Below are 24,645 nucleotides of genomic sequence, written 5' to 3'. Positions count from 1 at the left end.
GCTGGAGACAAAATCATGACCTACCGTGCCCCCGTCAAGGACATGCTGTTCAATATGCAGGAGCTCGCTGGCCTGCAAGCCCTGACCGAGCAAATCCCTGCATTCGCCGATTTCGGCATCGACACCGCTCAGGCCGTGCTGGAAGAGTGCGCCAAGTTCAACGAGGACGTGGTCGCACCGCTGAACTGGGAAGGTGACAAGGCCCCTTCCTACTGGAAGGATGGCGAAGTTTTCACCACCACCGGCTTCAAACAGGCCTTCAAGCAGTTCGCCGAAGGCGGCTGGCAAGGTCTGCAGCACCCCGCTGATTTTGGCGGCCAGGGCCTCCCCAAGACCATCGGTGCCGCCTGCGGCGAGATGATCAACAGCGCCAATCTGAGCTTTGCGCTCTGCCCGCTGCTGACCGATGGCGCCATCGAAGCGCTGCTGACGGCGGGTTCCGACGAACAAAAGAATACCTTCATCCCCAAGCTGATCGACGGCAGCTGGACCGGCACCATGAACCTGACCGAGCCGCAAGCCGGTTCGGACCTGGCCCAGGTGCGCACCCGCGCCGAGCCCCAAGGTGACGGTACCTACAAGATCTTCGGCACCAAGATTTTCATCACCTACGGTGAGCACGACATGGCCGAGAACATCGTCCATCTGGTGCTGGCCCGTGTGGCCGGTGCGCCGGAAGGTGTGAAGGGCATCAGCCTCTTCATCGTGCCCAAGTTCCTGGTCAATGCCGACGGCTCCCTGGGCGCGCGCAACGACGCTCACTGCGTGTCCATCGAGCACAAGATGGGCATCAAGGCCAGCCCGACTTGTGTTCTGCAGTTCGGCGACCATGGCGGCGCCATCGGTACGCTGATCGGCGAAGAGAACCGTGGCCTCGAGTACATGTTCATCATGATGAACGCCGCCCGCTTTGGCGTCGGCGTGCAGGGCATCGCGGTGGCCGAGCGCGCTTACCAAAAGGCCGCCAGCTTCGCCCGCGAGCGCGTGCAGTCGCGCCCGGTGGACGGCTCGCTGCCGGGTGCCGGCGCCATCATCCACCACCCCGATGTGCGTCGCATGCTGATGACCATGCGCGCCCTGACCGAGGGTTGCCGTGCCATGTCCAGCGTGGCCGCCGCGGCCTACGACGCGGCCCACCACCACGCCGATGCCGAGATCCGCAAGCAGAGCCAAGCCTTCTACGAATTCCTCGTGCCCCTGGTCAAGGGCTACAGCACCGAGATGAGCCTGGAGGTCACCGACCTGGGCGTGCAGGTGCACGGCGGCATGGGCTTCATCGAGGAAACCGGCGCCGCCCAGCATTACCGCGACGCCAAGATCCTGACGATTTACGAAGGCACGACCGCCATCCAGGCCAATGACCTGGTCGGCCGCAAGACTGCACGCGACGGCGGCGCCTTTGCCCGCGCCATCGCGGCCATGGTCGAGGCCACCGAAGCGCAGCTGCTGACGCGCGACAGCGCCGCCGCCCGCGCGGTGCAAAAGCGCCTGACCGCGGCCCGCCTGGCCTTTGTCGATGTGGTGAACTTCATCGCCGCCAATGCCCGCAGCAACCCGAATGCGACCTACGCCGGCTCCGTGCCCTATCTGATGCTGGCTGGCAATCTGGTCGCCGGCTGGCAGCTGGCGCGCTCACTGCTGGTGGCCGAGGACAAGCTGGCGGCCGGTGAAGACACCGCCTTCATGTCGGCCAAGATCGCCACCGCGCGCTTCTATGCCGAGCACATCCTGAGCCGTGCCGGTGGCACGCGCGATGCCATCGTCGAGGGCGCCGACAGCGTCACCGCCCTGGCCCTGGACGCTTTCTGATCGGGCGCGGCACGATGGCACTCCCTGAGATCCTGAAGCAGCTGCCGCTGCCCATCATCGGCTCGCCCCTGTTCATCATCAGCAACCCCAAGCTGGTGATCGCGCAGTGCAAGGCCGGCATCGTCGGCTCCATGCCGGCGCTCAATGCCCGGCCGGCCGAGTTGCTCGATGAATGGCTGAACGAAATCACCACCGAATTGGCGGCCTACAACCGCGCCAACCCGGACAAGCCGGCTGCTCCTTTCGCCATCAACCAGATCGTGCACAAGAGCAATGAACGGCTCGAGCACGACATGGCGGTGTGCGCCAAGTACAAGGTGCCCATCATCATCACTTCGCTGGGCGCGCGTGAGGACGTCAACCAGGCCGTGCACGCCTGGGGTGGCATCGTGCTGCACGACGTCATCAACAACAAGTTCGCCAAGAAAGCGATCGAGAAGGGCGCCGACGGCCTGATCGCCGTCGCGGCCGGTGCTGGCGGCCATGCGGGGGTGAAGAGCCCGTTCGCGCTGATCCAGGAAATCCGCGAATGGTTCCAGGGCCCGGTGGCGCTGTCGGGCTCCATCGCCAGCGGCGACGCGGTGCTGGCCGCCCAGGCCATGGGTGCGGATCTGGCCTATATCGGTTCGGCCTTCATCGCCACCGAGGAGGCCCGCGCCGCCGAGGATTACAAGCAGATGATTGTCGACAGCAACAGCGACGACATCGTCTACAGCAACCTGTTCACCGGCGTGCACGGCAACTACTTGCGTGGCTCCATCGTCAAGGCCGGCATGGACCCGGACCACCTGCCCGAAAGCGACCCCAGTGCGATGAACTTCGGCGGCAGCGCCGGCGGCAAGGCCTGGAAAGACATCTGGGGCTGTGGCCAGGGCATCGGTGCCATCCGCGCCGTGGTGCCTGCGGCCGAGCTGGTGGCGCGCTTGGCGAGCGAGTACCAGGCGGCACGCAAGCGCTTGAGCCTGGGTTGACCTCGCATCGGCTGCTTAAGAAGTGGCTGACGTAGTGGTGTGCCGTGGACCGCTTGCGGCACAGAACCGTCGTTCACTGAGATTTGAATACGAACGCAGAGTGCGCGGAGGCTCGCAGAGGTCGCAGAGAGAGAAGAAGAGCGAGGATTGCGTTCTCAGCGTCCTCTGCGGTCCTCTGCGAACTCTGCGTGCTGAAACTTCTCCGCGAACGACGGCTCAGTGCCGATAGGTGTTGCTCGCCGCATCGTTGAGTAAGCAAAAAAGCCACCCCGATGGGTGGCTTGTTCATGACGCTTGGCCGTTGTGGCCTCTCTACTTCAGCGTCGTGAAGCGCGCCTCGGGTTTGTCGTCCGCGCGGTGCAGGGTGTCGACATTGCTGCGCATGGCCCAGGGACGGACTTGGTGGTGGATGGGGATGAAGAAGTACTCATCGCGCACCCGCAGCAGCGCTTCGCGGATCATGCCATTGCGCTTGGCCACATCGTTTTCGGTCTTCATGGCCTGGACCAGTTGGTCGATCTTGGCATCGCTGACCCGCGAATAATTGCCCTTGCCGTCAACGCCCGAGGTCTTGGTGTGGACGATGTCTTGCAGCGTGTACTGGCCGTCAAAGGTCGGCACGCCCCAGCCGTAGAGGTAGAAGGGCGATTCGTATTTCTGCAGCAGCACCGAGTGCTGTGACATGGGCTGGGCACTGAGCTTGGCCTTGACGCCGATCTTGGCCCACATGGCCACCGCAGCCTGGCAGATCTCTTCGTCGTTGACGTAGCGATCATTCGGGCAGTTCAGCGGCACCTCGAAGCCATCGGCATAGCCGGCTTCCGCCAGCAGCTTCTTGGCCTTTTCAATATCGGCCTTGAGCGGCTGGTCGATGTCGGGCGTGTGCCCGTTGACGCCAGGTGCCACCATGATGGCAGCCGGCACCGACAGGCCGCGCATCAGGCTGCGGCGGATCGCTTCGCGGTCAATGGCCAGGTTCAGCGCCTCGCGCACGCGGCGGTCCTTGAAGGGGTTCTTGCCCTTGATGTTGGAGCCGCGCAGCTCGTCACTGCTCTCGTCCATGGCGAAGAAGATGGTGCGATTCTCGGGGCCGTCCAGGACCTTGAGCTTGGGGTCAGCCTTGAGCTTGGCGACATCTTGGGTGGGCAGGTCGGTCAGCAGGTCGACGTCGCCGGAGAGCAGGGCGGCCACGCGGGTGGCATCGCTCTTGATCGGCAGGTAGCTGATCTCGGTGACATTGCCCTTGTTCGTGTCCCACCAGTCCTTGTTGGCCACCATGCTGATGCGTTGGTCGGGCTGCCACGCAGTGATGCGGTAGGGGCCAGTGCCCATGGCATTGCGCGAGGCAAAGGTGTCTTCCTTGGCCTTGTAGTCCTGCGGGTTGACCGACTTGTTCTTCTCCGCCCAAGCCTTGCTCATGATGCGGAAGTTGGTCAGGTTGCGCAGCAGCACCGGGTTGGGGCCGTCGAGCATCAGGTCGACGGTGTGGTCGTCGATCTTCTTCGCCTCTTTGATGCCGCTGACGAAGATCTGCATATTGGCCTGAGGTTGGCGAATGCGAGCCAGCGAGAAGACCACATCGTCAGCCGTGAAGGGCGTACCGTCATGGAACTTGACGCCGCGGCGCAGTTCAAAGCGGATCTGCGTCGGGCTGATCTGCGTCCACTTGCTGGCCAGGGAAGGCTCGGGCTGGAATTTCTCGTTGTAGCGGGTCAGGCCTTCGTAGGCGTAACCGGTGATGTTGGTGGTGGTCGAGTGGTTCTGCGCATGCGGATCCAGAGTCTGGATGTCATTCTGGGCAGCCCAGCGCAGCGGTGCGGCCTGGGTGGCGCTATGCAGACTCATCAGGCCGCTGAAGGCCATGGCCAGGGTCAGGGCGGAACTGCCGAACAGCGCCGAGGTGCTGCGCTGGATCAGGGGCTTGTATGCGTGCTTCAAGGAATACTCCTGTCGAGTTTCGAGCACGGCCCACACGGGATGGTGGTGGGCCGGTTTCAGCGCGCATGCTAGCCCTGCTGTTCCGACTCGTTCGTAGTGGCTTGCCCGGATGTCGGCGCGGCCTCGGCTTCAAGATCGGCATCGCACCCGACGTCAGCGGCGATCCAGCGCCGGCACAGCCGGGCCAGCAGGCGATTGCGGCGGCGCGCAGCATCATTGGCCCAGGGGCGAGTAGCGCCCAGATGTCGCCAAGGCGTGCTCAGCATGCCGCAAACATAGCGGCGCTCTTCAGCGGACCAGCGCAGGGCATTGCAGCGCCCTTGGCGCTTTCGGCTGACCAACACACCGATCGGGCAGGGCTCGCTCAAGCAGCACAGGCCGCAGCCATTGCAGGGCAGCCCTCGCGCCGGCTTGGGCGGCGCTTCGGGGTGGATCTCGATGATGGCGGGGCCGGGCATGGCGCGATTGTGGCGCCGCCCGGTCTCAGGCCTTGACGCCCAGTTCGCGCAAACGCTCCTGCAGATAGCTGTGGGCGGTGTAACGCTCGCTCAGCACCACCTCGTTGCGCGGATGTAGGAACAGGGGCAGGGAGATGCGGCTCTTCTTGGCACCGTCGCCGGTCGGGTTGACGACGCGGTGCTGGGTCGAAGGGTAGTAGCCGCGCGAAGCCTCCTGCAGCATGTCGCCGATATTGATGATCAGCATGCCGAAGTCGCAGGGCACATCGATCCAATTGCCGTTCATGTCTTGCACCTGCAGGCCCGGTTCGTTGGCTGCGGGCAGGATGGTCAGCAGATTGATATCGCCATGGGCCGCGGCGCGGATCGAGCCAGCCGGTTCTTGGCCGGTCAGGGGCGGGTAGCGCAGCACACGCAGCAGGGTTTGCTGGCTGTCCTGGATCATCTGCGAGAGCGGCTCGCTGTAGTGTTGGGCAATCTCGGGCGGCGTATAGCGTTCCACCCAGCCCAAAAGCTCCTGCGCCAAGGTGTTGGCCTTTGCGTAATAGCTGTCCGCATCCGCCTTCAGCGAAGCGGGCACACGACCCCAAGGGTAGACATGGAAATACTCCTTGATGTCCTTCTGGCTCGCGCCCTTGGCCGTCTCGGAGATTTCGGTGGAGAAGTAACCGTCCTGCTTTTCCTTGGAAAAGGTGAACTGGTGTTTTTCTTCGGTGTTGAAGAAGGCCAGCCAATCGGTGTAAATCTTCTCGACCAGCTCTTGCTGGATGGGGTGGTTGACCAGCACGCCGAAGCCGGTTTCGTGCAGGGAACGGGTGAAGGCTTCGGCCGCATCGGCCGCCCGGTAGTCAACGACGCGAACTTGCATGGGATCTCCTGATCTTTGTCCCGACGCCGTGCCATTCAATCGCGGGGCCGCGGCGCGCAGGGCTGAGTCTAGCGCCAATCGAGAATGATTCGCAAACGTTTGCTTGGCGTGCTTGGCCTTGTTTTGGCCACCGGTAGCGCAGTTTCGTGTGAAAGCAGAGCAGGCAAGCCGACGAGGCGGGTGATCGACATCCGTGCACAAAGCCTCAACTTCTGCGTGGGGAAGCCGATACAGCCGAAGGTCTGCGAGCTTGGCGGTTGCGGTAACTCCCGCGTAATTCGGGGGTGGAAGGAAATCAAGGGTGTTAAAGTCGCGCCCTTGAGACTTTAGGTCCTTCCCGTCCCTTTTCCTGGCAACAGCGAAGGTGGGTCGCAATCCGCCAACCGGTCGAGCCGTGTCGCGGAAGGTTTATCAACCAGCCAAATCCCTGGAAGCCGGGGCTAGAGGTGAGCGAAGATGATGCAGCAATACAGGTCCAATTCATACCTGTTCGGGGGCAACGCGCCCTATGTCGAAGAGATGTACGAGGCTTACCTCGACAACCCGGGCTCCGTGCCCGACAACTGGCGTGCGTACTTTGACGCGCTTCAGCATGTGCCCGCCACCGATGGCGGCGAAGGACGCGATGTCCCGCATGCGCCGGTGATCGAATCTTTCGCTCAACGCGCCAAGGCCAACGCCTTTGCCGCCAAGGCCTCGAGCGCCGATCTGGCCGTTGCGCACAAGCAAGTGCATGTGCAGAGCCTGATTGCCGCTTACCGCTTCCTCGGTAACCGCTGGGCCGAGCTCGACCCGCTCAAGCGCGCAGAGCGCCCCAAAATTCCTGAACTCGATCCGGCGTTCTACGACCTGACCGAGTCCGATATGGACATCAGCTTCTCGGCCTCCAACACCTACTTTGGTGGCGAGACGATGAGCCTGCGTCAAATTGTCCAGGCCCTTCGCGAAACCTACTGCAGCTCGGTCGGTTCCGAGTTCATGCACTGCACCGACCCCGGCGAAAAGCGCTGGTGGCAAGAGCGCCTGGAGAAGTCGCGCGGCAAGCCGACCTTCACCGCCGAAGAAAAGCGTCACATCCTGGACCGCCTGACGGCGGCGGAAGGCTTGGAGCGCTATCTGCACACCAAGTACGTTGGCCAGAAGCGCTTCTCGCTGGAAGGCGGTGAGAGTTTCATCGCCGCCATGGACGAACTGATCCAGCGCGCCGGCCAACGTGGCGTGCAGGAAATCGTGATCGGCATGGCCCACCGTGGCCGCCTGAACGTGCTGGTCAACACCCTGGGCAAGATGCCCGCCGACCTGTTCGCCGAGTTCGAACACAAGGCCGCAGAAGACCTGCCGGCCGGTGACGTGAAGTACCACCAAGGCTTCAGCTCCGACGTGAGCACCAAGGGTGGCCCGGTTCACCTGTCGCTGTCCTTCAACCCCTCGCACCTGGAGATCGTCAACCCGGTCGTCGAGGGCAGCGTGCGTGCCCGCCAGGAGCGTCGTGGTGACAAGAACGGCAGCCAAGTCTTGCCGGTGCTGGTGCACGGCGATGCGGCCTTCGGTGGTCAGGGCGTGGTGCAGGAAACCTTGTGCATGGCCCAGACCCGTGGCTACGGCACGGGTGGCACGGTGCACATCGTCATCAACAACCAGATCGGTTTCACGACCAGCGATCCGCGTGACCTGCGTTCCACGGCCTATTGCACCGACGTCGTCAAGATGATCGAAGCGCCGGTGCTGCATGTGAACGGCGACGATCCGGAAGCGGTGGTGTGGGCCATGCAACTGGCCATGGACTACCGCGCCGAGTTCCGCAAGGACGTGGTACTGGACATCGTCTGCTACCGCAAGCTGGGCCACAACGAGCAGGACACCCCCTCTCTGACCCAGCCCCTGATGTACAAGAAGATCGCGGTCCACCCGGGTACCCGCAAGGTCTACGCCGACAAGCTGGCCGCACAGAACGTGGTCGATGCTGCCGGTGCTGACCAGATGGTGAAGGCCTACCGTGCCGCCATGGACGAAGGCCGCCACACCGTGGACCCGGTGCTGACCAACTTCAAGAGCAAGTACGCCACCGACTGGTCGCCTTTCCTTGGCAAGAAGTGGACTGACAGCTGCGATACCGCATTGCCGGTGTCCGAGTGGAAGCGCTTGGCTGACAAGCTGACCACGCTGCCCAAGGACCTGGTCGCTCACAACTTGGTGCAAAAGCTGTACGCTGATCGTGCGGCCATGGGCCGGGGTGAGATCAATGTGGACTGGGGCATGGGCGAGAGCATGGCTTTCGCCTCGCTGGTGGCCAGCGGCTATCCGATCCGCCTGTCGGGCGAAGACGCGGGCCGCGGCACCTTCACCCACCGCCACTCGGTCATTCACGACCAGAACCGCAGCAACTGGGATGAGGGTGCCTACATCCCCTTGCAGAACGTGGCCGAAGGACAGGCTCCCTTCGTGGTGATCGACTCCATCCTCAGCGAAGAGGCGGTCTTGGGCTTCGAGTACGGCTATGCCGCGGCTGAACCCAACTCGTTGACGATCTGGGAAGCTCAGTTTGGCGACTTCGTGAACGGCGCCCAGGTGGTGATCGACCAGTTCATTGCTTCCGGCGAAGTGAAGTGGGGCCGGGCCAACGGCTTGGTGATGATGCTGCCGCACGGCTATGAAGGCCAAGGCCCCGAGCACAGCTCGGCTCGCCTGGAGCGCTTCATGCAGCTGGCCGCGGACAACAATATGCAGATCGTCCAGCCGACCACGGCCAGCCAGATCTTCCACGTCCTGCGTCGTCAGATGCTGCGCATGTTCCGCAAGCCTTTGGTCATCATGACGCCCAAGAGCCTGCTGCGCGCCAAGGACGCGACGTCGGCGCTGAGCGAATTCACCAAGGGTGAATTCCGCACCGTGATCGGCGAGCAGGATGCCTCGATCAGCGCCGACAAGGTCAAGCGCGTGATCGTCTGCTCGGGCAAGGTCTATTACGACTTGGTTCGCAAGCGCGAGGAAAAGAAGTCCACCGACGTGGCCATCATCCGCGTCGAGCAGCTCTATCCCTTCCCGCACAAGGCTTTCGCTGCCGAGATCAAGAAGTACCCCGGCGCGACTGAGCTGGTGTGGTGCCAGGACGAGCCCCAGAACCAAGGTGCCTGGTTCTTCGTCCAGCACTATGTGCACGAGAACATGCTGGACGGCCAGAAGCTGGGCTACGCGGGCCGTCCCGCTTCGGCCTCGCCGGCCTGCGGCTACGCCCACCTGCACCAGGAGCAGCAGAAGTCGCTGCTGGATCAGGCCTTCGGCAAGCTCAAGGGTTTCATCCTCACCAAGTAAGAAGGGCCGAGCGGGCGTCTGCCAAGACAGCGCCCGCTTTTTGCCGCCCTTGTTGATGTTGTTGTTGATGCCGCCGCAAGACGGCGCCTCAGCTCCGCGAACACGTTGAAAGAACACAGATCATGGCAATCGTTGAAGTCAAAGTCCCCCAGCTGTCTGAGTCCGTCGCCGAAGGCACGCTGCTGACCTGGAAGAAGAAGCCCGGCCAAGCCGTCGCCATCGATGAAATCCTGGTGGAAATCGAGACCGACAAGGTCGTGCTCGAAGTGCCCGCACCGAGCGCCGGTGTGATGGCCCAGATCGTCAAGAACGACGGCGAGAGCGTGGTCAGCGAAGAAGTCATCGCCCGCATCGACACCGATGGCACGGCACAAGTCAGCCCGCTGGAAGTGAAGGCCGTGGTGGCCGCCGCTGCTCCGGCTGCTGCAGCCCCGGCCGCCGTCACCGGCGGTGCCAAGGGTGATGTGGCCATGCCGGCCGCCGCCAAGATCCTGGCCGAGAAGGGCCTGTCGGCCACCGATGTGGCCGGCTCCGGCAAGGACGGTCGCGTGACCAAGGGAGACGCCCTGGCCGCTGGCGCCAAGCCCGCCGCTGTGGCCGCTCCGGTGGCCGTGGCCGCCGCTCCGTCTGTGGCCAAGCCGCTGCCCGCCGTGGCTGCACCGGCTGCCCTGAATCTGGGCGACCGCCCCGAGCAGCGCGTGCCCATGACCCGCCTGCGCGCCCGCGTCGCCGAGCGTCTGCTGCAATCGCAAGCGACCAACGCCATCCTGACCACGTTCAATGAAGTGAACATGGCCCCGGTGATGGAGATGCGCAAGAAGTTCCAGGAAAAGTTCGAGAAGGAACACGGCGTCAAGCTGGGCTTCATGAGCTTCTTCGTCAAGGCCGCGGTCGCTGCCCTGAAGAAGTACCCGGTGCTGAACGCCTCGGTCGATGGCAATGACATCGTCTACCACGGCTACTTCGACATCGGCATCGCCGTCGGTTCGCCGCGCGGCTTGGTGGTGCCCATCATCCGCAATGCCGACCAGCTGAGCTTCGCCGACATCGAAAAGAAGATCGCCGAATTCGGCCAAAAGGCCAAGGAAGGCAAGATCTCGCTGGACGACCTGACCGGCGGTACCTTCTCGATCTCCAACGGCGGCACCTTCGGCTCCATGCTGTCGACCCCCATCATCAACCCGCCGCAATCGGCCATCCTGGGCGTGCATGCGACCAAGGACCGCGCCGTCGTCGAAAACGGTCAAGTGGTGGTGCGCCCGATCAACTATCTGGCCATGTCGTATGACCACCGCATCATTGACGGCCGCGAAGCGGTGTTGGGCTTGGTCACCATGAAGGAAGCCCTCGAGGATCCCGCCCGTCTGTTGTTCGACATCTGAGCCTAGGGCTACTGCGCGGCTTCATGGCGGCGTTGCGGGGCCCGTCCTCGGCATCCTCACGTAGCGCCGCTACGTTCCGGTGCCTCGGCACCCGCGCCTTGCCCTGAAGCCGCTCGCTACGCCCCGCTGCTGCGGGGTTTGCGTTGGAAGGAAATCAAATGAGCACCAAACAATTCGACGTCGTCGTCATCGGTGGCGGCCCCGGCGGCTATATCGCTGCCATCCGTGCCGCCCAGCTGGGCTTCAACACCGCTTGCATTGACGAGTGGAAGAACGAGAAGGGCGGCCCGGCGCCCGGCGGCACCTGTACCAATGTCGGCTGCATCCCGTCCAAGGCCTTGCTGCAATCGAGCGAGCACTTCGAGCACGCCAACCACCACTTTGCCGATCACGGCATCTCGGCGGACAACGTGCGCATCGACATCAAGAAGATGATCGGTCGCAAGGACACCGTTGTGAAGCAGAACAACGACGGCATCCTCTACCTGTTCAAGAAGAACAAGGTCACGTTCTTCCACGGCCGCGGCTCCTTCGTGGCGGCCAAGGACGGCCTGTACGAAGTCAAGGCCGGCGAAGAAGTCATCCTGGCCAAGCATGTGGTGCTGGCCACCGGCTCCAACGCTCGCCAGCTGCCTGGCGCAGCGTTTGACGAGGAGCTGATCCTGTCCAATGACGGCGCCTTGCGCATCGGCGAAGTGCCGAAGAAGCTGGGCGTGATCGGCTCCGGCGTGATCGGCCTGGAAATGGGCTCGGTCTGGCGTCGCCTGGGCGCGGAAGTCACCGTACTGGAAGGTCTGCCGACCTTCCTCGGCGCGGTCGATGAATCGGTCGCCAAGGAAGCCGCCAAGCTGTTCAAGAAGCAAGGCCTGAAGATCGAGCTGGGCGTGAAGATCGGCGAAGTCGCCAAGAGCAAGGACGGCGTGACGGTGTCCTACGCCGATGCCAAGGGCGCTGCCCAGACCCTGGCCGTCGACAAGCTGATCATCTCGATCGGCCGCGTGCCCAACACCATCGGTCTGAATGCTGAGGCTGTGGGCCTGAAGCTGGACGAGCGTGGCGCCATCGAGGTGGACTGCGACTGCAAGACCAATCTGCCCAATGTCTGGGCGGTCGGCGATGTGGTGCGTGGCCCGATGCTGGCGCACAAGGCCGAGGAAGAAGGCGTGGCCGTGGCCGAGCGCATTGCCGGCCAGTATGGTCATGTCAACTTCAATACCATCCCCTGGGTCATCTACACCAGCCCCGAGATCGCCTGGGTTGGCCGCACCGAGCAACAGCTCAAGGCCGATGGCGTCGAGTACAAGGCCGGTCAGTTCCCCTTCCTGGCCAATGGACGCGCCCGCGCGCTGGGTGACACCAACGGTTTCGTCAAGTTCCTGGCTGATGCCAAGACCGACGAAATCCTCGGCGTGCACATCATCGGCCCGATGGCTTCTGAGCTGATCTCGGAAGCCGTGGTTGCGATGGAGTTCAAGGCCTCGGCCGAAGACATCGCGCGCATTTGCCATGCTCACCCGAGCTTGAGCGAAGCCACCAAGGAAGCGGCCCTGGCCGTGGACAAGCGCACGCTGAACTTCTGATTCCGGTCGGAATTCGCAAGCAACAAGGGGCGGCCGTGGTCGCCCCTTGGTCCATCTCGAAGAAGGTTGTAGTGTTTCTCTCATGACCCGCGTTACCGAGCTTTATCAGCAAACCCTGGCCGAGCGCGGCTACACCGCCGACCCCGCGCAGCTGCGCGCCGTGGCGGCGCTGCAGCGCTGCCAGGACGAATGGGCCGACTACAAGGCGCGGCGCAGCAATGCCGTGACCAAGCTGCTGGTGCGCCCGCCGCTGCCGCGCGGCGTCTACATGTTCGGCGGGGTGGGGCGGGGCAAGAGCTTTCTGATGGATTGCTTCTTCCAGGCCGTGCCGCTGACGCGCAAGACGCGGCTGCACTTCCATGAGTTCATGCGTGAGGTGCACCGCGAGCTGCTGGAACTCAAGGGCATTGCCGACCCGCTGGAGGAGCTCGGTAAACGCATCGCCAAGCGCTTCCGCCTGATCTGCTTTGACGAGTTCCATGTCTCGGACGTGACCGACGCGATGATCCTGTATCGCCTCTTGGATTCCCTGTTCAAGAACCGTGTTTCCATCGTCACCACCTCCAACTTTCACCCTGACGGCTTGTATCCGAACGGCCTGCATCGCGACCGCATCCTTCCGGCCATCGAGCTGCTCAAGGCCAAGCTGGAGGTGATCAATGTGGACAACGGCTTCGACTACCGTCGCCGCACCCTGGACCAGGCTCAGCTCTACCACCAGCCGCTGGGTGATGAGGCTGAAGCTGCTCTGACCGCCACCTTCGAGGCCCTGGCCGAGGCGCGCGACGAAGACCCGCGTCTGCAGATCGAGCAGCGCCAGATCCGCGCCCGGCGCCGTGCTGGGGGCGTTGTGTGGTTTGACTTTGCTCAGCTCTGCGGCGGCCCGCGTTCGCAGAACGATTATCTGGAGCTGGCCACCCAGTTTCATACCCTGATCCTGTCCAATGTGCCGGAAATGCCGCCGCGCCTGGCCAGTGAGGCGCGACGCTTTACCTGGCTGGTCGATGTGCTGTACGACCGCCGCGTCAAGCTGGTGATTTCGGCCGCCGTGCCGCCCGAGCAGCTGTATGCCGACGGCCCGCTGGCCCATGAGTTCCCGCGCACGGTCTCGCGCCTGCAAGAGATGCAGTCGCAGGAGTATCTGTCGCTGTCCCGGCGTGATGTCGATACCTCGCTGACATGAAGGCGCCGTTTGGATTCGCGGGCTGGATGCCTGCTTTGCCTTTGATGCTGGCGCTGTTCTTGGCTCGGGGCATGTCGTTGGCGCAAGCCGCGGAGCCTGCTTCGCCTGGCAACGCAACCGAGCAGGCCGAGCTGCGCCGCCTCAAGCAGTCCCAAGATCGGCTTGAATCCGCCTACCTTGTCGCTGTGGCCGATTGCCATCGGAAGTTTGCGGTCAATGATTGCATCGAGCAGCTGCGCTTGCAGCACCAAGCGCAGCTGCGACCCTTGAAGCAGCGAGAGGATGAAATCGAAGCCCAGTTGCGCAGTGCGCGTGCGCAAGCGCAGCGTGAACGCGTGCAACAGCGACAGCAGGAGTTTGCCGCGGAGGAGGCTGAGCGACGCAGCCAGGCGCTTCTGCGGCCCGAGGCGTCTGCCGCGCCGCCGGCGGCCGCATCGGCGGCGGTTCGAAAGCTGGGTAAAGCGTCGCCAGGGGCTGGTGCGCAGCTCAAGCAGCAGCAAGCAGAACAGACGGCAAAACGGCACGCCTCACAGCGAGCCGAGCAGGAGCGCATCTTGCAGGCGCATCAACGGGATGTGAAACAGCGCCAGGAGCAGCGTAAGAAAGCGCTGGCGCCTCCTTTGCCGGTGCCCAGCGCTGCGGAGATCGCTGCATTGCGGGCGGCGTCGGCGCCGGCCAGCGGGGCGCGCTGAAAAGGCGCTGCAGACGCAAGAAGTGCCGCGCCGCCTCAGCTCAAGGGCTCAAACTTGGTGATCGCCAAGGACAGGTTGTCACCGCCTCCGCGTGCCCGTTGACGGGCTTTGCTGATCAGCAGTTCGGCGGCTTCCCGGGGTGGCAGACTGTGCAGCACGGTGCCGATCTCATTGGCGCTGAAGTAGTGCCAAAGGCCATCGCTGCAGCACATCAAGGTGTCGCCTGCGACCAGGTTTTCAATCGTGTGGGTGCTGATGGTGGGCTCGGCCACCGTGCCCAGGCAGCCGGTCAGCAGATTGGACTGCGGATGGCTGCTGGCTTCGGCTTCGCTGATCTGGCCTTCATCGACCAGGCGCTGCACATAGGAATGGTCCATGGTCCGCTTGACCAGATTGGGTCCGCGGTAATGGTAGATGCGCGAATCGCCTGAATGGATCCAGTGGCAATGCCGGTCTGGCCCGATCAAATAAGCGGCCACGGTGCTGTGCGGCTCTTCTTCCGCCGACAAGGCGGTCAGCTTGATCATCAAATGGGCTTCGGCCACCAACTGGTCCAGCAGCGTCTGCGGCATTTCGCTTTCGGGTGAAAAGCGTTCGAACAGTTGCTGGGCCGTCAGCATGACCTGGTCGGAGGCCTTGCGCCCGCCGCTTTTGCCGCCCATGCCGTCGGCCACCACGGCCAGCAGACAGCCGCTCAGGCGGGCATGGGTCAGGACTTGAACCTGATCTTGCTGGTACAGGCGGTCGCCGCGATGAATGCCGGTGGCCGCGCTCAGGCGAAAGCCTGGAGGAGTGCGCGTCATGCCGAAAACTATAAACGTTAAACTGCGCCACTTCGCCCGGGCAAAGCCCTCATGGATGAACAACTTCACTCTCAGTCGCGCCGCTTGATCGAACTGCGCATCGAACATGGCGATCTGGATGTGTTGATTGATCGCGTCGCGCTGGAGCTGCCGCTGGATGAGCTGAGTTTGCGGCGGCTCAAGAAGCGACGCTTGCAGCTGCGCGACCTGATCTCGCGGCTGGAAATGGCCAGCGGTCCGGACGAGCTCGCCTGATCGCTTTCTGGGCTTTCTGCCGGCCTCGGGGGCGTGGCCTCCACTTTGAATCTAGCGAGACAGCCTGCGCGCTGAATTGATGTGACCGCTGCTGATCTTCCTTCCGACAACGCCAACATGCCGCCCGAATGGCCCGTCATGGACGAAGCTCCTGCCGGCGAGCTGGACGCAGACTTCGTGGCTGCTCTAGACGTGGCGCCGACTCTGCAGGCCAGCGAACTTGAGCAATGGGTGGTGGCGGCCTTCGATGTCGGAGGCCCCTTGTCGCGCAGTGATCCCGGCTACGCGCCACGCGAACAGCAGCTGGCCATGGCTCAGGCGGTGGCGCAGGCGATTGCCCGACGCGAAACCCTGGTGGTGGAGGCGGGCACGGGGGTCGGCAAGACCTTTGCCTATTTGGTGCCGGCCCTGCTCAGCGGCGGGCGCGCGCTGATCAGCACGGCGACCAAGAATTTGCAGGACCAGCTCTATATGCGCGATCTGCCGCGCCTGTGTCAGTCCCTGCAAGTGCCGGTTCGCATCGCCCTGCTCAAGGGTCGGGGCAGCTATCTCTGCCTGCACCGAATGAATCAGGCGCGCCACAGCGCCGAGCTGCCCGATCGTCGTGCGGTCATGGCCTTGGCGCGGGTGGAGCGCTGGGCGCAGGGCACATCGAGCGGTGATCTGGCCGAGATGGATGGGCTGGACGAGCGCTCACCCGTGATCCCTCTGGTCAGCTCCACCCGCGACAACTGCCTGGGTTCGGAGTGCCCGGAGTTCAAGTCCTGTTTTGTCGTCAAGGCGCGGCGCGAGGCCATGGAGGCGGATGTGGTGGTGGTGAATCACCACCTTTTCTTCGCCGACGTGACGCTGCGCGACAGCGGTGTCGCCGAGCTGCTGCCTAGCGTCGATCTTGCCGTCTTTGACGAGGCGCATCAGCTGGCCGAGGCGGGTGTGCAGTTTCTCGGCACCTTGCTGGGCAGCTCGCAGCTGCTGGACTTTGGCCGCGATCTGCTCGGCCTGGGTCTGGCACAGGCCCGCGGCTTGCAGGACTGGCAGGCTTTGCAGGCGCGCATGGAGCTGGCTGCGCGCGAGCTGCGCCTGGTTTGCGCTGGTCCCTTGGCCACCGCCGGGCGCGAGGTGCGCGGCATGCTCAAGCTGAGCTGGAAAGAGCGCGCCGGTCGGCCCGGCTTTGACGCGGCATTGCAGGAAGTGGCGGCGGCGGCCGAGCAGGCGATTGAATGCTTGGCCACGGTGACCGAGCTTTCGCCTGACTTCCTCAGGCTGCACGAACGCGCCGTGGCCTTGCGCGAGCTGGCCGAGACTTTTGCGCAGGAGCCCGAGCCTGGTGATGTGCGCTGGATCGATTTGAGCCCGCATCAGGCGCGCTTGGTGCAGTCGCCGCTTGATATCCGCGAGGCGATGCAGGAGCAGCTCCAGGGGCCCCCTAAGGCTTGGATCTTCACGTCCGCCACCCTCGGTGAAGACGAGCGCTTGAGCTGGTTCACCGAGCCGGCTGGTCTCGAGCAGGCCACCGTGCTGCGCGTCGGCAGCCCATTCAATTACGCCGAAAATGCGCGGCTCTATGTGCCGCGCGGCTTCCCCAAGCCCAATGAGCCCGATCACGCGCCTCAGGTCGCCGCCATGGCTGCGCGCTGTGCCCGCGCGCTCGGTGGGCGCACCTTTGTGCTGACCACCACCCTGCGCGCGCTGCAAATCATTGGCGACGGCCTGCGCGCCGAGTTCGAAGCCGGCTGCGATGCGATCGCGGTGCTGCAGCAGGGCGCTGCGCCCAAGCGTTTGCTGCTGCAGCAGTTTCTCGACAACCCCAGCGCTGTGCTGGTCGGTTCGGCGAGTTTCTGGGAGGGCATTGACGTGCCCGGTGACAAGCTGCAATGCGTGCTGATCGACAAGCTCCCGTTTCCGCCCCCCAATGACCCCTTGGTCGAGGCGCGGGTGCAGCGGCTGGAGGCGGCGGGGCGCAATGCCTTCTCGGAGTACTTCATCGCCGAAGCCGCCATTTCCCTCAAGCAGGGTGCCGGCCGCTTGATTCGTACCGAGCAAGACCGTGGGCTGCTGGTGGTCTGCGACCCGCGCATGGCTGGCATGAACTACGGTCGCCGTTTGCGTGCCGCCCTGCCGCCCATGACGCCCTTGAACGATGAGGGCCAGGCACTGGCTTGGCTGGCGCAGTTGGCCGCCGAGCGTCTGCCGGTCTGAAATGAAAAACGCGTGCCTTGGCACGCGTTCGATGTTCAGTGATGCAGGCTGTGTGGCCGGCGTGTCACCAGAAGCGCCACCAGGCCTTCTTGCCGCCGTCGTAGTCGCCGCTCAGGTATGGGCTGGCCGGGAAGCTTTGCTTGAGCACGCGGGTCGCGTCGTCTCGCAAGGCGGGCAGGTCCAGCTTGTCATAGCTCTGGGCGAGGATGAACAGGGCTTCCTCGGCGGCCGGGGCGCGCTGGAATTCCTGCACGGCCTGCTGGGCGCGGTTCGCCGCCGCCAGATAGGCGCCGCGGTTGAAGTAGTAGCGGGCCACATGGACTTCATACACCGCCAGGGTGTTGGTGATGTAGTCCACCCGGATGCGAGCTTCGGCCGAGTACTTGGAATCCGGGAACTGGTCGATCAGCTGCTTGAATGCCAACATGGCATCGCGTGAAGCTTGCTGGTCGCGTTCGGAAATGTCCTGGCTGGCCAGGCGGCCGAACAGGCCCAGGTCTTCGTTGAAATTGACCAGGCCCTTCATGTAGAGCGCGTAGTCCATGGCCGGGCTGGACGGGTTGAGCTTGATGAAGCGGTCCAGGGTGCTGACCGCTTGAGCGCGCTCTCCGCTCTTGTGGAAGGCCCAGGCCAGATCGAGCTGGGCTTGCTGGGCCACCACCGTGCCTGCGGCCCGGCCTTCGATGCGTTCCAGGCTCTTGATGGCGCGGTCGTAACTGCCGGAACTCAGGTCGTCCTTGGCCTCTGAGTACAATTTGTCCAGACTGGCCTGAGAATTCGGGTCGTCCTTGGGGGCCGATGAACAGGCTGCCAGGGCCAGGGCGAGGGCCGCGATCAGGCCTGAACGCCAAGCCACAGTCCGGGGAAATCCCGCCACTGAAGCCTCTTGGCGCTGCTCTTGGAGCGATTGGGCTGGCAAGCCGTTTGATGCCCGCGCCAGGCGGCGCTCCACGCAATTTTCGATCATGATCCCTACAGGCCGGTGCTCATCACCGGCCCTCAGCTGAAGACGGAGCAACGATTATATGGTTCAGGCTCTGCCTGCAAGTCCGACCCTCGCGCCCGTGGATGGCGACGATGAATGGGACGGCGAACAAGACCCCGCAGTAGCGGCAGACGAGACCGTCGAGGTCCGCGAAGCTTTGGTGGATGCCGGCTGGCATGGCCAGCGCCTGGATCGTTGGATGGTGGACCTGGCGCCCGAGTTTTCGCGCAACCACCTGCAAAGCCTGATTGAGCGGGGCTGCGTCAGCATCAACGGCCAACCGGCGCCCAGCGCGTCGCGCAAGTTGCAGGCCGGCCAGCGCGTGCGGGTCGAGTTGCAACCCACGGAAGAAAGCAGGGCCTTCCGGGCCGAAGTCTTGCCCCTGGACATCGTCTATGAGGATGAGCATTTGCTCGTGCTCAACAAGGCGGCAGGCATGGTGGTTCATCCCGCGTCCGGAAATTGGACCGGTACCGTCATGAACGGTTTGCTGGCCTACCACCCGGCCGCAGCCTCGCTGCCTCGTGCTGGCATCGTCCACCGCCTGGACAAGGACACCAGCGGCTTGATGATGGTGGGAAAGAGCCGTGAAGCCGTGACGGCGCTGACCCGAATGATCGCGGCGCGCGAGGTGCACCGCGAGTATGTGGCCCTGGCCTATGGCCGGGTGCCCGAGGAAATGACCGTGGACGCGCCGCTGCGTCGCGACTTGATCTCGCGCATCAAGATGGCAGTGCTGGCTACCGGCAAGCCTTCGCGCACCGATGTCTATCTGCTGGGCATGGGTGAGCAGGGGGTGCGCAGCATCAGTGCGGTGCACTGTGTGTTGCACAGCGGCCGCACCCACCAGATCCGGGTTCACTTGGCTTACAAGGGCTACCCTCTGGTCGCCGATGCGCTGTATGGAGGCGTCCCGGCTCTGGGTTTGACGCGTCAGGCGCTCCATGCCGCACGGCTCTCTTTCGCCCACCCGGTCAGCGGTGCCGCCTTGCAATTTGAGGCTGGCTTGCCGGCCGATTTGGCTGCTGCTTGGGAACAGCTGGATCTGCCGCCGCTGAGCTTGCCGCCGATCTTCGATTGAGGGCGCTACAATCGCGCACAGTTGATGATGCAGCATATGAAACGTGGGTGGCAGTCCCTGGCCCGCGTCGCGTGTCTCAAGCTCGGTGCGGTGGTGCCGCGGGTTCGGGGTCGATGTCGTGCCGATGTCGATGCAGACGCCGCGCAGCCCCCAGCCACAAACCCAGCCCGCCTCTTGTCTGACAGTTGGAATGGACGCAATGCCGACCCGGCGCTGCCTCCCTGGCCCGAGTGTCAATGCGCAACTGGCATGGCTTGAAGCCAAGCGCCCGACCCAGCAAGGCCGGGACAAGTAAACACCCGCATGAAACGGGAATGATGACGAAAGTCAATGAACACACAGGATGCTAAGCGCGTCCTCGAGACCGCGCTGATTTGCGCCCAGCAGCCTTTGACGCTGCGCGAAATGCGCAGCTTGTTTGTCGACGCGGTCGGCCCAGATACCTTGCGCATGGTGCTGGATGAGTTGTCCCGTGATTGGGAGGGCCGGGGCGTCGAGTTGGTGGCTGTGGCGAGTGGCTGGCGTTTTCAAAGTCGGCCCGAGATGCGTGAGTTCCTGGATCGAATGCACCCCGAAAAGCCGCAGCGCTATTCGCGAGCCGTGATGGAGACCCTGGCCATCATTGCCTACCGGCAGCCGGTGACGCGGGGTGATATTGAGGATATTCGCGGTGTGGTGGTCTCCACCCAGATCGTCAAGCAGCTCGAAGATCGGGCTTGGATTGATGTGATCGGTCATCGCGAAGCGCCCGGGCGACCGGCCTTGTATGCGACGACCCAGCAGTTTCTCGACGATCTGGGTTTGAACAGCCTGGAGCAACTGCCTGAGCTCGATGCCGGGCAACTGCCTGCTGCGGCCTTGGCCGAAGTGGCGGGGCTGCAAGGCCAGTTGCTGGAAGGTGAGCCACCTTCCGAAGATGTGAATGAAAAAGAATCGGCAGAACCCGCTGTGGATCTGCCAGCAGAACCAAGTTCCGCGCCTATCGGCAACGATATCGGCGCATCCGTTCCGGCCTTGCCGGACCCTCAGACTGACGCCGCCGAACCGGTGCAACCCGACGCATGAATTCCAACGAAACCGATCCCCAAGCCGACTCCAGTACCCAAGCTGCCGAAGGCGGTGAAGCCGCTGCGCCCAAGCGCAAGCGCGCTCCGGCCAAGCCCAAAGTGGCGGCGGTGACTGCGACGGCCGAGGCCGGTGCGCCTGCTGCGGCAGTGGAGCCGGCGGCGGAAGCCGCGCCGGTGAAGCTGCGCGCACCGCGCAAGACGGCAGCCAAGAAGCCTGCCGCTGAGGCAGAGGTCGCTGTGGTCGCCGCGGAGCCGGTGCTTGCCGAGGTGCAGAGCGAAGCCGAAGCCCCCAAGCGCCGGGCCCCGCGCAAGACGGCTGCCGCCAAGACTGTGCAAGCCCAGCCGGAGGCTGATGCCGCCGTCGCGCCGGCGCCGGCCGAGCGCAAGCCGGTGTTCACACTGGCACCCGAGATTGAGCCCCAGCAAGCGGTGGCGTCGTCGGCGTCGGCCGACTCGGTTGAATCGGCTGAAGGCGGTTCTGCGGGTGACGATGCTGAATCTGGCGAGGCCGGCGAGCGCGGTGGCCGCAATCGCAACCGTCGTCGCGGTCGCAAGGACCGACCCAATCGCGTCGAAGGTGTCGAGGGTGCGCCGGCAGGCGAGGGCGCCGAGCGTCCGGCCCGTGTCGCGGTGCAGGCCGTGGCACCGGCGCCAGAGGTGCTGGCAGCCGTGGGCGAGCGCTTTGCTGAAGTGCTGGCGGGTGAGTTTGATGGTGGCGAGGACGAAGTTCCTGAGGCTGCCGTGGCAGCCGACGAGGAAGAGGTCGATACCAAGCGCGTGCTGGCCGCTGAGCCCGACGCGCCCAAGCTGCAGAAAGTGCTGGCCCAGGCCGGCATTGGCTCGCGTCGCGACATCGAAGACATGATCGCCGACGGCAAGATCGAGGTGAACGGCGAAGTGGCCCATATCGGCCAGCGCATTTCATTTGGCGATCAGGTTCGTGTGGCCGGCAAGCCGATCCGTGTGCGCATCTCGCCGCCGGCGCCCCGCATCCTGGCGTATCACAAGCCGGCGGGTGAAGTCGTCACCTTCAACGATCCGGAAGGTCGCCCGACCGTGTTCCGCCATCTGCCGCGTTTGCAGCAGGGTAAGTGGCAGTCGGTCGGTCGCTTGGATATCAACACCGAAGGTCTGTTGCTGTTCACCAATTCCGGTGAGTTGGCCAACCAGCTGATGCACCCGCGCTTCGGCGTGGAGCGCGAGTACGCGGTTCGTGTGCTGGGTACGCTGACGCCCGATCAAAAGGCGCGCCTGTTGGATGGCGTCATCGTTGAAGGCCAGAAGGCAGCCTTCAAGAGCATTGAGGATGGCGGTGGCGAGGGTGTGAACCACTGGTACCGTGTGGTCATCACCGAAGGCCGCAACCGCGAAGTGCGCAAGCTGTTCGACACCGTGGGCCTGACCGTCAGTCGCCTGATCCGCATCCGCTATGGCACCGTGGTCTTGCCGCGCGGCCTGAAGCGTTGCGTTTGGATTGAGTTGGGCGAAGAGGATGTGCGTGTCATCCGTCGCTTGGCCGGTGGTGAGTCTCAGGGGCGTGGTCGCGACGATCGTGGCGAACCGCGTGGTGAACGTCAGGAGCGTGCTCCGCGCGGCAATGACCGCGGCGGTGATCGTGGCAATGAGCGTGGTGGCGAGCGCGGTGCCGGCCCTGACCGCAATGCCGACCGTTCGCGTGGCCGCCGTGCCGATGGTCGTCATGCTGGTGTTGGGCCGCGCCCCAGCCGGGCACCCGAGCCTCGCGGTCCGGAGCGCAATGAGCGCGGGCCCGATCGTGAGCGTCCGCGCAACCAGGAAGCTGCCCCCAACCGGGATCGCGACTTGGACCGTGGCGATGATGATTTTGACGATGTGATTCCGCGCAACATCAACCCGCTGGAGCAAACTTTTGACCGCCGTTTTGCGGGCAACAAGGGCCGTGGCTTCCCGCAGGGTTTTGGTGCCGGTGGCAGCAGCAGCCAGGAGCCGCGTGGCGGCCAGGGCCGTGGCGGGCGTGGTGGTCAAGGCGGTGACGGCCCGCGCCAACCCGATCCCATGCAGACCTCGGTGGGTTATATCGGTGCCGATGCCTTTGTGCGTCGCACCGGGCGTGGCGGCGGCGGCCGCGGTGGCCAAGGCGGGCAGGGCAGCAACAGTGGTGGCGGCGGCCGCAGTGGTGGCGGCTTCGGTGGCCGCAAGCGCTGATTTGCCGTGCCGCAAGGCGCATTTCGGTGGTCGCTCCGGCGGCCGCTGAAACAGCGCTGACACCGGCACACAGTACAATCGCGGGTTTTGCCAAGCCCTTAGATTTCAGGAGAAATACCATGGCGATCGAACGTACCCTTTCCATCATCAAGCCCGATGCCGTCGCCAAGAACGTGATCGGCCAAATCTACGCCCGTTTTGAAGGCGCAGGCCTGAAGATCGTGGCGGCCAAGATGACCCATCTGTCGCGCGGCGAAGCCGAAGCTTTCTACGCCGTGCACAAGGCACGTCCTTTCTTCAACGACCTGGTGAACTTCATGATCTCCGGTCCGGTCGTGATCTCGGCTCTGGAAGGCGAGAACGCCATCCTGAAGCACCGCGACCTGATGGGCGCCACCGACCCGAAGAAGGCCGAGAAGGGCACCATCCGCGCTGACTTCGCCGACAGCATCGACGCCAATGCCGTGCACGGCTCTGACGCCGCCGAGACGGCCGCCGCTGAAGTGGCGTTCTTCTTCCCCGGCATGAATGTCTACAGCCGTTAATTCGGTCTGACGCCTCTTGTGCTGGCAGCCTGGAGGCTGTGAGTTAGAGCTGTGAACCGCCTGCCGGCCTTCGGGCTTGCGGCGGTTTTTGCAAACCAGGGCGGCGCCCTTGCGGCACCCGCCCTGACGACAAGAGATAGAGGCAAGATCATGGACGCGGTCAACCTGCTTGGATTCGATCTGGAAGGCCTGGCTGCGTACTGTGAGCAGCTGGGGGAAAAGCGCTTTCGCGCCACCCAGCTGTTCCGCTGGATCCATCAAAAAGGTGCATCTGATTTCACTCAGATGACCGACCTGGCCAAGTCGCTGCGCGACAAACTGGCCACCCGGGCGCATATCCAGGCGCTGCCGGTGATTTCTGAACACCGCTCCTCGGACGGCACGGTCAAATGGTTGTTTGACGTCGGCGCCGGCAATGCCGTGGAAGCCGTCTACATCCCCGAGAGTGATCGCGGCACGCTGTGTGTGTCCAGCCAGGCCGGTTGCGCCGTGGGCTGCCGTTTCTGCTCCACTGGCCACCAGGGCTTCAGCCGCAATCTCGAGACCTGGGAAATCATTGCCCAGCTCTGGTATGCCGAGCACCAGCTGCGCCGTGACCTGGGCCGCGATGAACGCATCATCTCCAATGTGGTGATGATGGGCATGGGCGAGCCCCTGCAAAACTACAACGCGCTGGTGCCGGCCCTGCGCATGATGCTGGACGACCATGGCTACGGCCTGTCGCGCCGCCGCGTGACGGTCTCGACTTCGGGCGTGGTGCCCATGATCGACCGCCTGCGCGAGGACTGCCCGGTGGCCCTGGCCGTGTCCCTGCACGCGCCGACCGATCCGCTGCGCGACCAGCTCGTGCCGCTGAACAAGAAGTACCCAATTGCCGAGCTGCTGGATGCCTGCAATCGCTATCTGGACAAGGCGCCGCGCGACTTCATCACCTTCGAGTACTGCATGCTGGACGGCGTCAACGACACGCCCGAGCAGGCGCATGCCTTGGTCAAGCTGCTGCGCGGTCATGTGTCTTGCAAGATCAATCTGATCCCGTTCAATCCGTTCCCTGCTTCCGGCTTGTTGCGCAGCTCAAACGAGCGCGTCAAGGCGTTTGCCGAGGTGCTGCTCAACGCCGGCCTGGTGACGACGGTGCGCAAGACGCGTGGCGATGACATTGACGCGGCCTGCGGGCAACTGGCGGGTGAGGTGCAGGACCGCACCCAGGCCCACATTCGCATGGTGCGTGCGCCGGTGGTGGTAAAAGGCGCAAGTTCTCCCTGATTGCCATTCAATTTCGAAGCCCTGGTGAAGACAACAGCCCGATGAAAAAAACTGATGACACAGGTTT

Annotated in this window: 19 protein-coding genes; 14 read left to right on the top strand and 5 right to left on the bottom strand. The window is 64.0% G+C overall.

Annotated features, from left to right (window positions below; translation table 11 throughout):
* Window positions 1-15: 15 nt before the first annotated feature.
* Entirely contained in the window at window positions 16-1,809 is a 1,794-nt protein-coding gene (locus LNV28_RS19525) for an acyl-CoA dehydrogenase (RefSeq protein WP_263519497.1), read from the top strand.
* 14 nt (window positions 1,810-1,823) lie between these two features.
* Window positions 1,824-2,780, top strand: coding sequence for an NAD(P)H-dependent flavin oxidoreductase (locus LNV28_RS19520; protein ID WP_263519498.1), 957 nt, complete (start codon window positions 1,824-1,826; stop codon window positions 2,778-2,780).
* A gap of 312 nt (window positions 2,781-3,092) precedes the next feature.
* On the opposite strand, the gene LNV28_RS19515 is transcribed toward LNV28_RS19520, so the two are convergent.
* The 3 genes from LNV28_RS19515 to LNV28_RS19505 all read right to left on the bottom strand — a co-directional run bounded on the left by LNV28_RS19515 (window position 3,093) and on the right by LNV28_RS19505 (window position 6,044).
* Window positions 3,093-4,643 (bottom strand): ABC transporter substrate-binding protein, encoded by a 1,551-nt coding sequence (locus LNV28_RS19515; RefSeq protein ID WP_263519680.1) that lies wholly within the window; start codon window positions 4,641-4,643, stop codon window positions 3,093-3,095.
* Window positions 4,644-4,786: 143 nt separating this feature from the next.
* On the bottom strand, window positions 4,787-5,176 hold the full coding sequence (locus LNV28_RS19510; RefSeq protein WP_263519499.1) for a hypothetical protein: 390 nt from the start codon (window positions 5,174-5,176) through the stop codon (window positions 4,787-4,789).
* Between the two features lie 25 nt (window positions 5,177-5,201).
* Window positions 5,202-6,044, bottom strand: a complete 843-nt coding sequence (locus tag LNV28_RS19505) for an isopenicillin N synthase family dioxygenase (protein WP_263519500.1) — start codon at window positions 6,042-6,044, stop codon at window positions 5,202-5,204.
* Window positions 6,045-6,500: 456 nt separating this feature from the next.
* Between LNV28_RS19505 and LNV28_RS19500 the strand changes: the two genes are divergently transcribed.
* The 5 genes from LNV28_RS19500 to LNV28_RS19480 all read left to right on the top strand — a co-directional run bounded on the left by LNV28_RS19500 (window position 6,501) and on the right by LNV28_RS19480 (window position 14,193).
* Window positions 6,501-9,356 carry a 2-oxoglutarate dehydrogenase E1 component gene (locus LNV28_RS19500; RefSeq protein WP_263519502.1) on the top strand — a complete coding sequence of 952 codons (2,856 nt, stop codon included), beginning with the start codon at window positions 6,501-6,503 and terminating at the stop codon, window positions 9,354-9,356.
* A 122-nt stretch (window positions 9,357-9,478) separates the two neighbouring features.
* On the top strand, window positions 9,479-10,738 hold the full coding sequence (odhB, locus tag LNV28_RS19495) for a 2-oxoglutarate dehydrogenase complex dihydrolipoyllysine-residue succinyltransferase (RefSeq protein ID WP_263519503.1): 1,260 nt from the start codon (window positions 9,479-9,481) through the stop codon (window positions 10,736-10,738).
* A gap of 158 nt (window positions 10,739-10,896) precedes the next feature.
* Window positions 10,897-12,318 (top strand): dihydrolipoyl dehydrogenase, encoded by a 1,422-nt coding sequence (lpdA, locus tag LNV28_RS19490; RefSeq protein ID WP_263519504.1) that lies wholly within the window; start codon window positions 10,897-10,899, stop codon window positions 12,316-12,318.
* 82 nt (window positions 12,319-12,400) lie between these two features.
* Window positions 12,401-13,501 (top strand): cell division protein ZapE, encoded by a 1,101-nt coding sequence (zapE, locus tag LNV28_RS19485; RefSeq protein WP_263519506.1) that lies wholly within the window; start codon window positions 12,401-12,403, stop codon window positions 13,499-13,501.
* Window positions 13,502-13,767: 266 nt separating this feature from the next.
* Window positions 13,768-14,193, top strand: a complete 426-nt coding sequence (locus tag LNV28_RS19480) for a hypothetical protein (RefSeq protein WP_263569033.1) — start codon at window positions 13,768-13,770, stop codon at window positions 14,191-14,193.
* 35 nt (window positions 14,194-14,228) lie between these two features.
* Here the strand turns inward: LNV28_RS19480 and LNV28_RS19475 are convergent, their stop codons facing one another.
* Window positions 14,229-14,996: a PP2C family protein-serine/threonine phosphatase gene (locus LNV28_RS19475; protein WP_263519511.1), complete on the bottom strand. Its 768-nt coding sequence runs from the start codon at window positions 14,994-14,996 to the stop codon at window positions 14,229-14,231.
* A gap of 51 nt (window positions 14,997-15,047) precedes the next feature.
* Between LNV28_RS19475 and LNV28_RS19470 the strand changes: the two genes are divergently transcribed.
* Together LNV28_RS19470 and yoaA are read left to right on the top strand one after the other, a co-directional pair.
* Window positions 15,048-15,251: a YdcH family protein gene (locus LNV28_RS19470; RefSeq protein ID WP_263519513.1), complete on the top strand. Its 204-nt coding sequence runs from the start codon at window positions 15,048-15,050 to the stop codon at window positions 15,249-15,251.
* A 138-nt stretch (window positions 15,252-15,389) separates the two neighbouring features.
* On the top strand, window positions 15,390-17,450 hold the full coding sequence (gene yoaA / locus LNV28_RS19465) for a DNA repair helicase YoaA (RefSeq protein ID WP_411910561.1): 2,061 nt from the start codon (window positions 15,390-15,392) through the stop codon (window positions 17,448-17,450).
* A 64-nt stretch (window positions 17,451-17,514) separates the two neighbouring features.
* On the opposite strand, the gene LNV28_RS19460 is transcribed toward yoaA, so the two are convergent.
* On the bottom strand, window positions 17,515-18,306 hold the full coding sequence (locus LNV28_RS19460; protein ID WP_263519515.1) for an outer membrane protein assembly factor BamD: 792 nt from the start codon (window positions 18,304-18,306) through the stop codon (window positions 17,515-17,517).
* A gap of 169 nt (window positions 18,307-18,475) precedes the next feature.
* Between LNV28_RS19460 and LNV28_RS19455 the strand changes: the two genes are divergently transcribed.
* The 5 genes from LNV28_RS19455 to rlmN all read left to right on the top strand — a co-directional run bounded on the left by LNV28_RS19455 (window position 18,476) and on the right by rlmN (window position 24,578).
* Complete coding sequence (locus LNV28_RS19455) at window positions 18,476-19,516, top strand: RluA family pseudouridine synthase (protein ID WP_411969998.1); 1,041 nt, start codon at window positions 18,476-18,478, stop codon at window positions 19,514-19,516.
* Window positions 19,517-19,846: 330 nt separating this feature from the next.
* Complete coding sequence (gene scpB / locus LNV28_RS19450; RefSeq protein ID WP_263519519.1) at window positions 19,847-20,581, top strand: SMC-Scp complex subunit ScpB; 735 nt, start codon at window positions 19,847-19,849, stop codon at window positions 20,579-20,581.
* The gene (locus tag LNV28_RS19445; protein WP_263519520.1) at window positions 20,578-22,767 is read left to right on the top strand and encodes a pseudouridine synthase; all 2,190 of its coding nucleotides are present in this window, start codon (window positions 20,578-20,580) and stop codon (window positions 22,765-22,767) included. The genes scpB and LNV28_RS19445 overlap by 4 nt, the downstream gene beginning before the upstream one ends.
* Window positions 22,768-22,886: 119 nt before the next feature.
* A complete protein-coding gene (ndk, locus tag LNV28_RS19440; RefSeq protein WP_263519522.1) occupies window positions 22,887-23,312 on the top strand; it encodes a nucleoside-diphosphate kinase in 426 nt (141 codons plus the stop codon).
* Between the two features lie 150 nt (window positions 23,313-23,462).
* Entirely contained in the window at window positions 23,463-24,578 is a 1,116-nt protein-coding gene (gene rlmN, locus LNV28_RS19435; protein ID WP_263519523.1) for a dual-specificity RNA methyltransferase RlmN, read from the top strand.
* The last annotated feature ends 67 nt before the right edge of the window (window positions 24,579-24,645 follow it).

Origin of the sequence: Paucibacter sp. DJ2R-2, from assembly GCF_025717675.1 — a bacterium.
In the GTDB taxonomy this organism is placed as follows: domain Bacteria; phylum Pseudomonadota; class Gammaproteobacteria; order Burkholderiales; family Burkholderiaceae_C; genus Paucibacter_A.
Note: the sequence above shows the minus strand (reverse complement) of the source record. Positions and strands in the feature narration are given on the sequence as shown.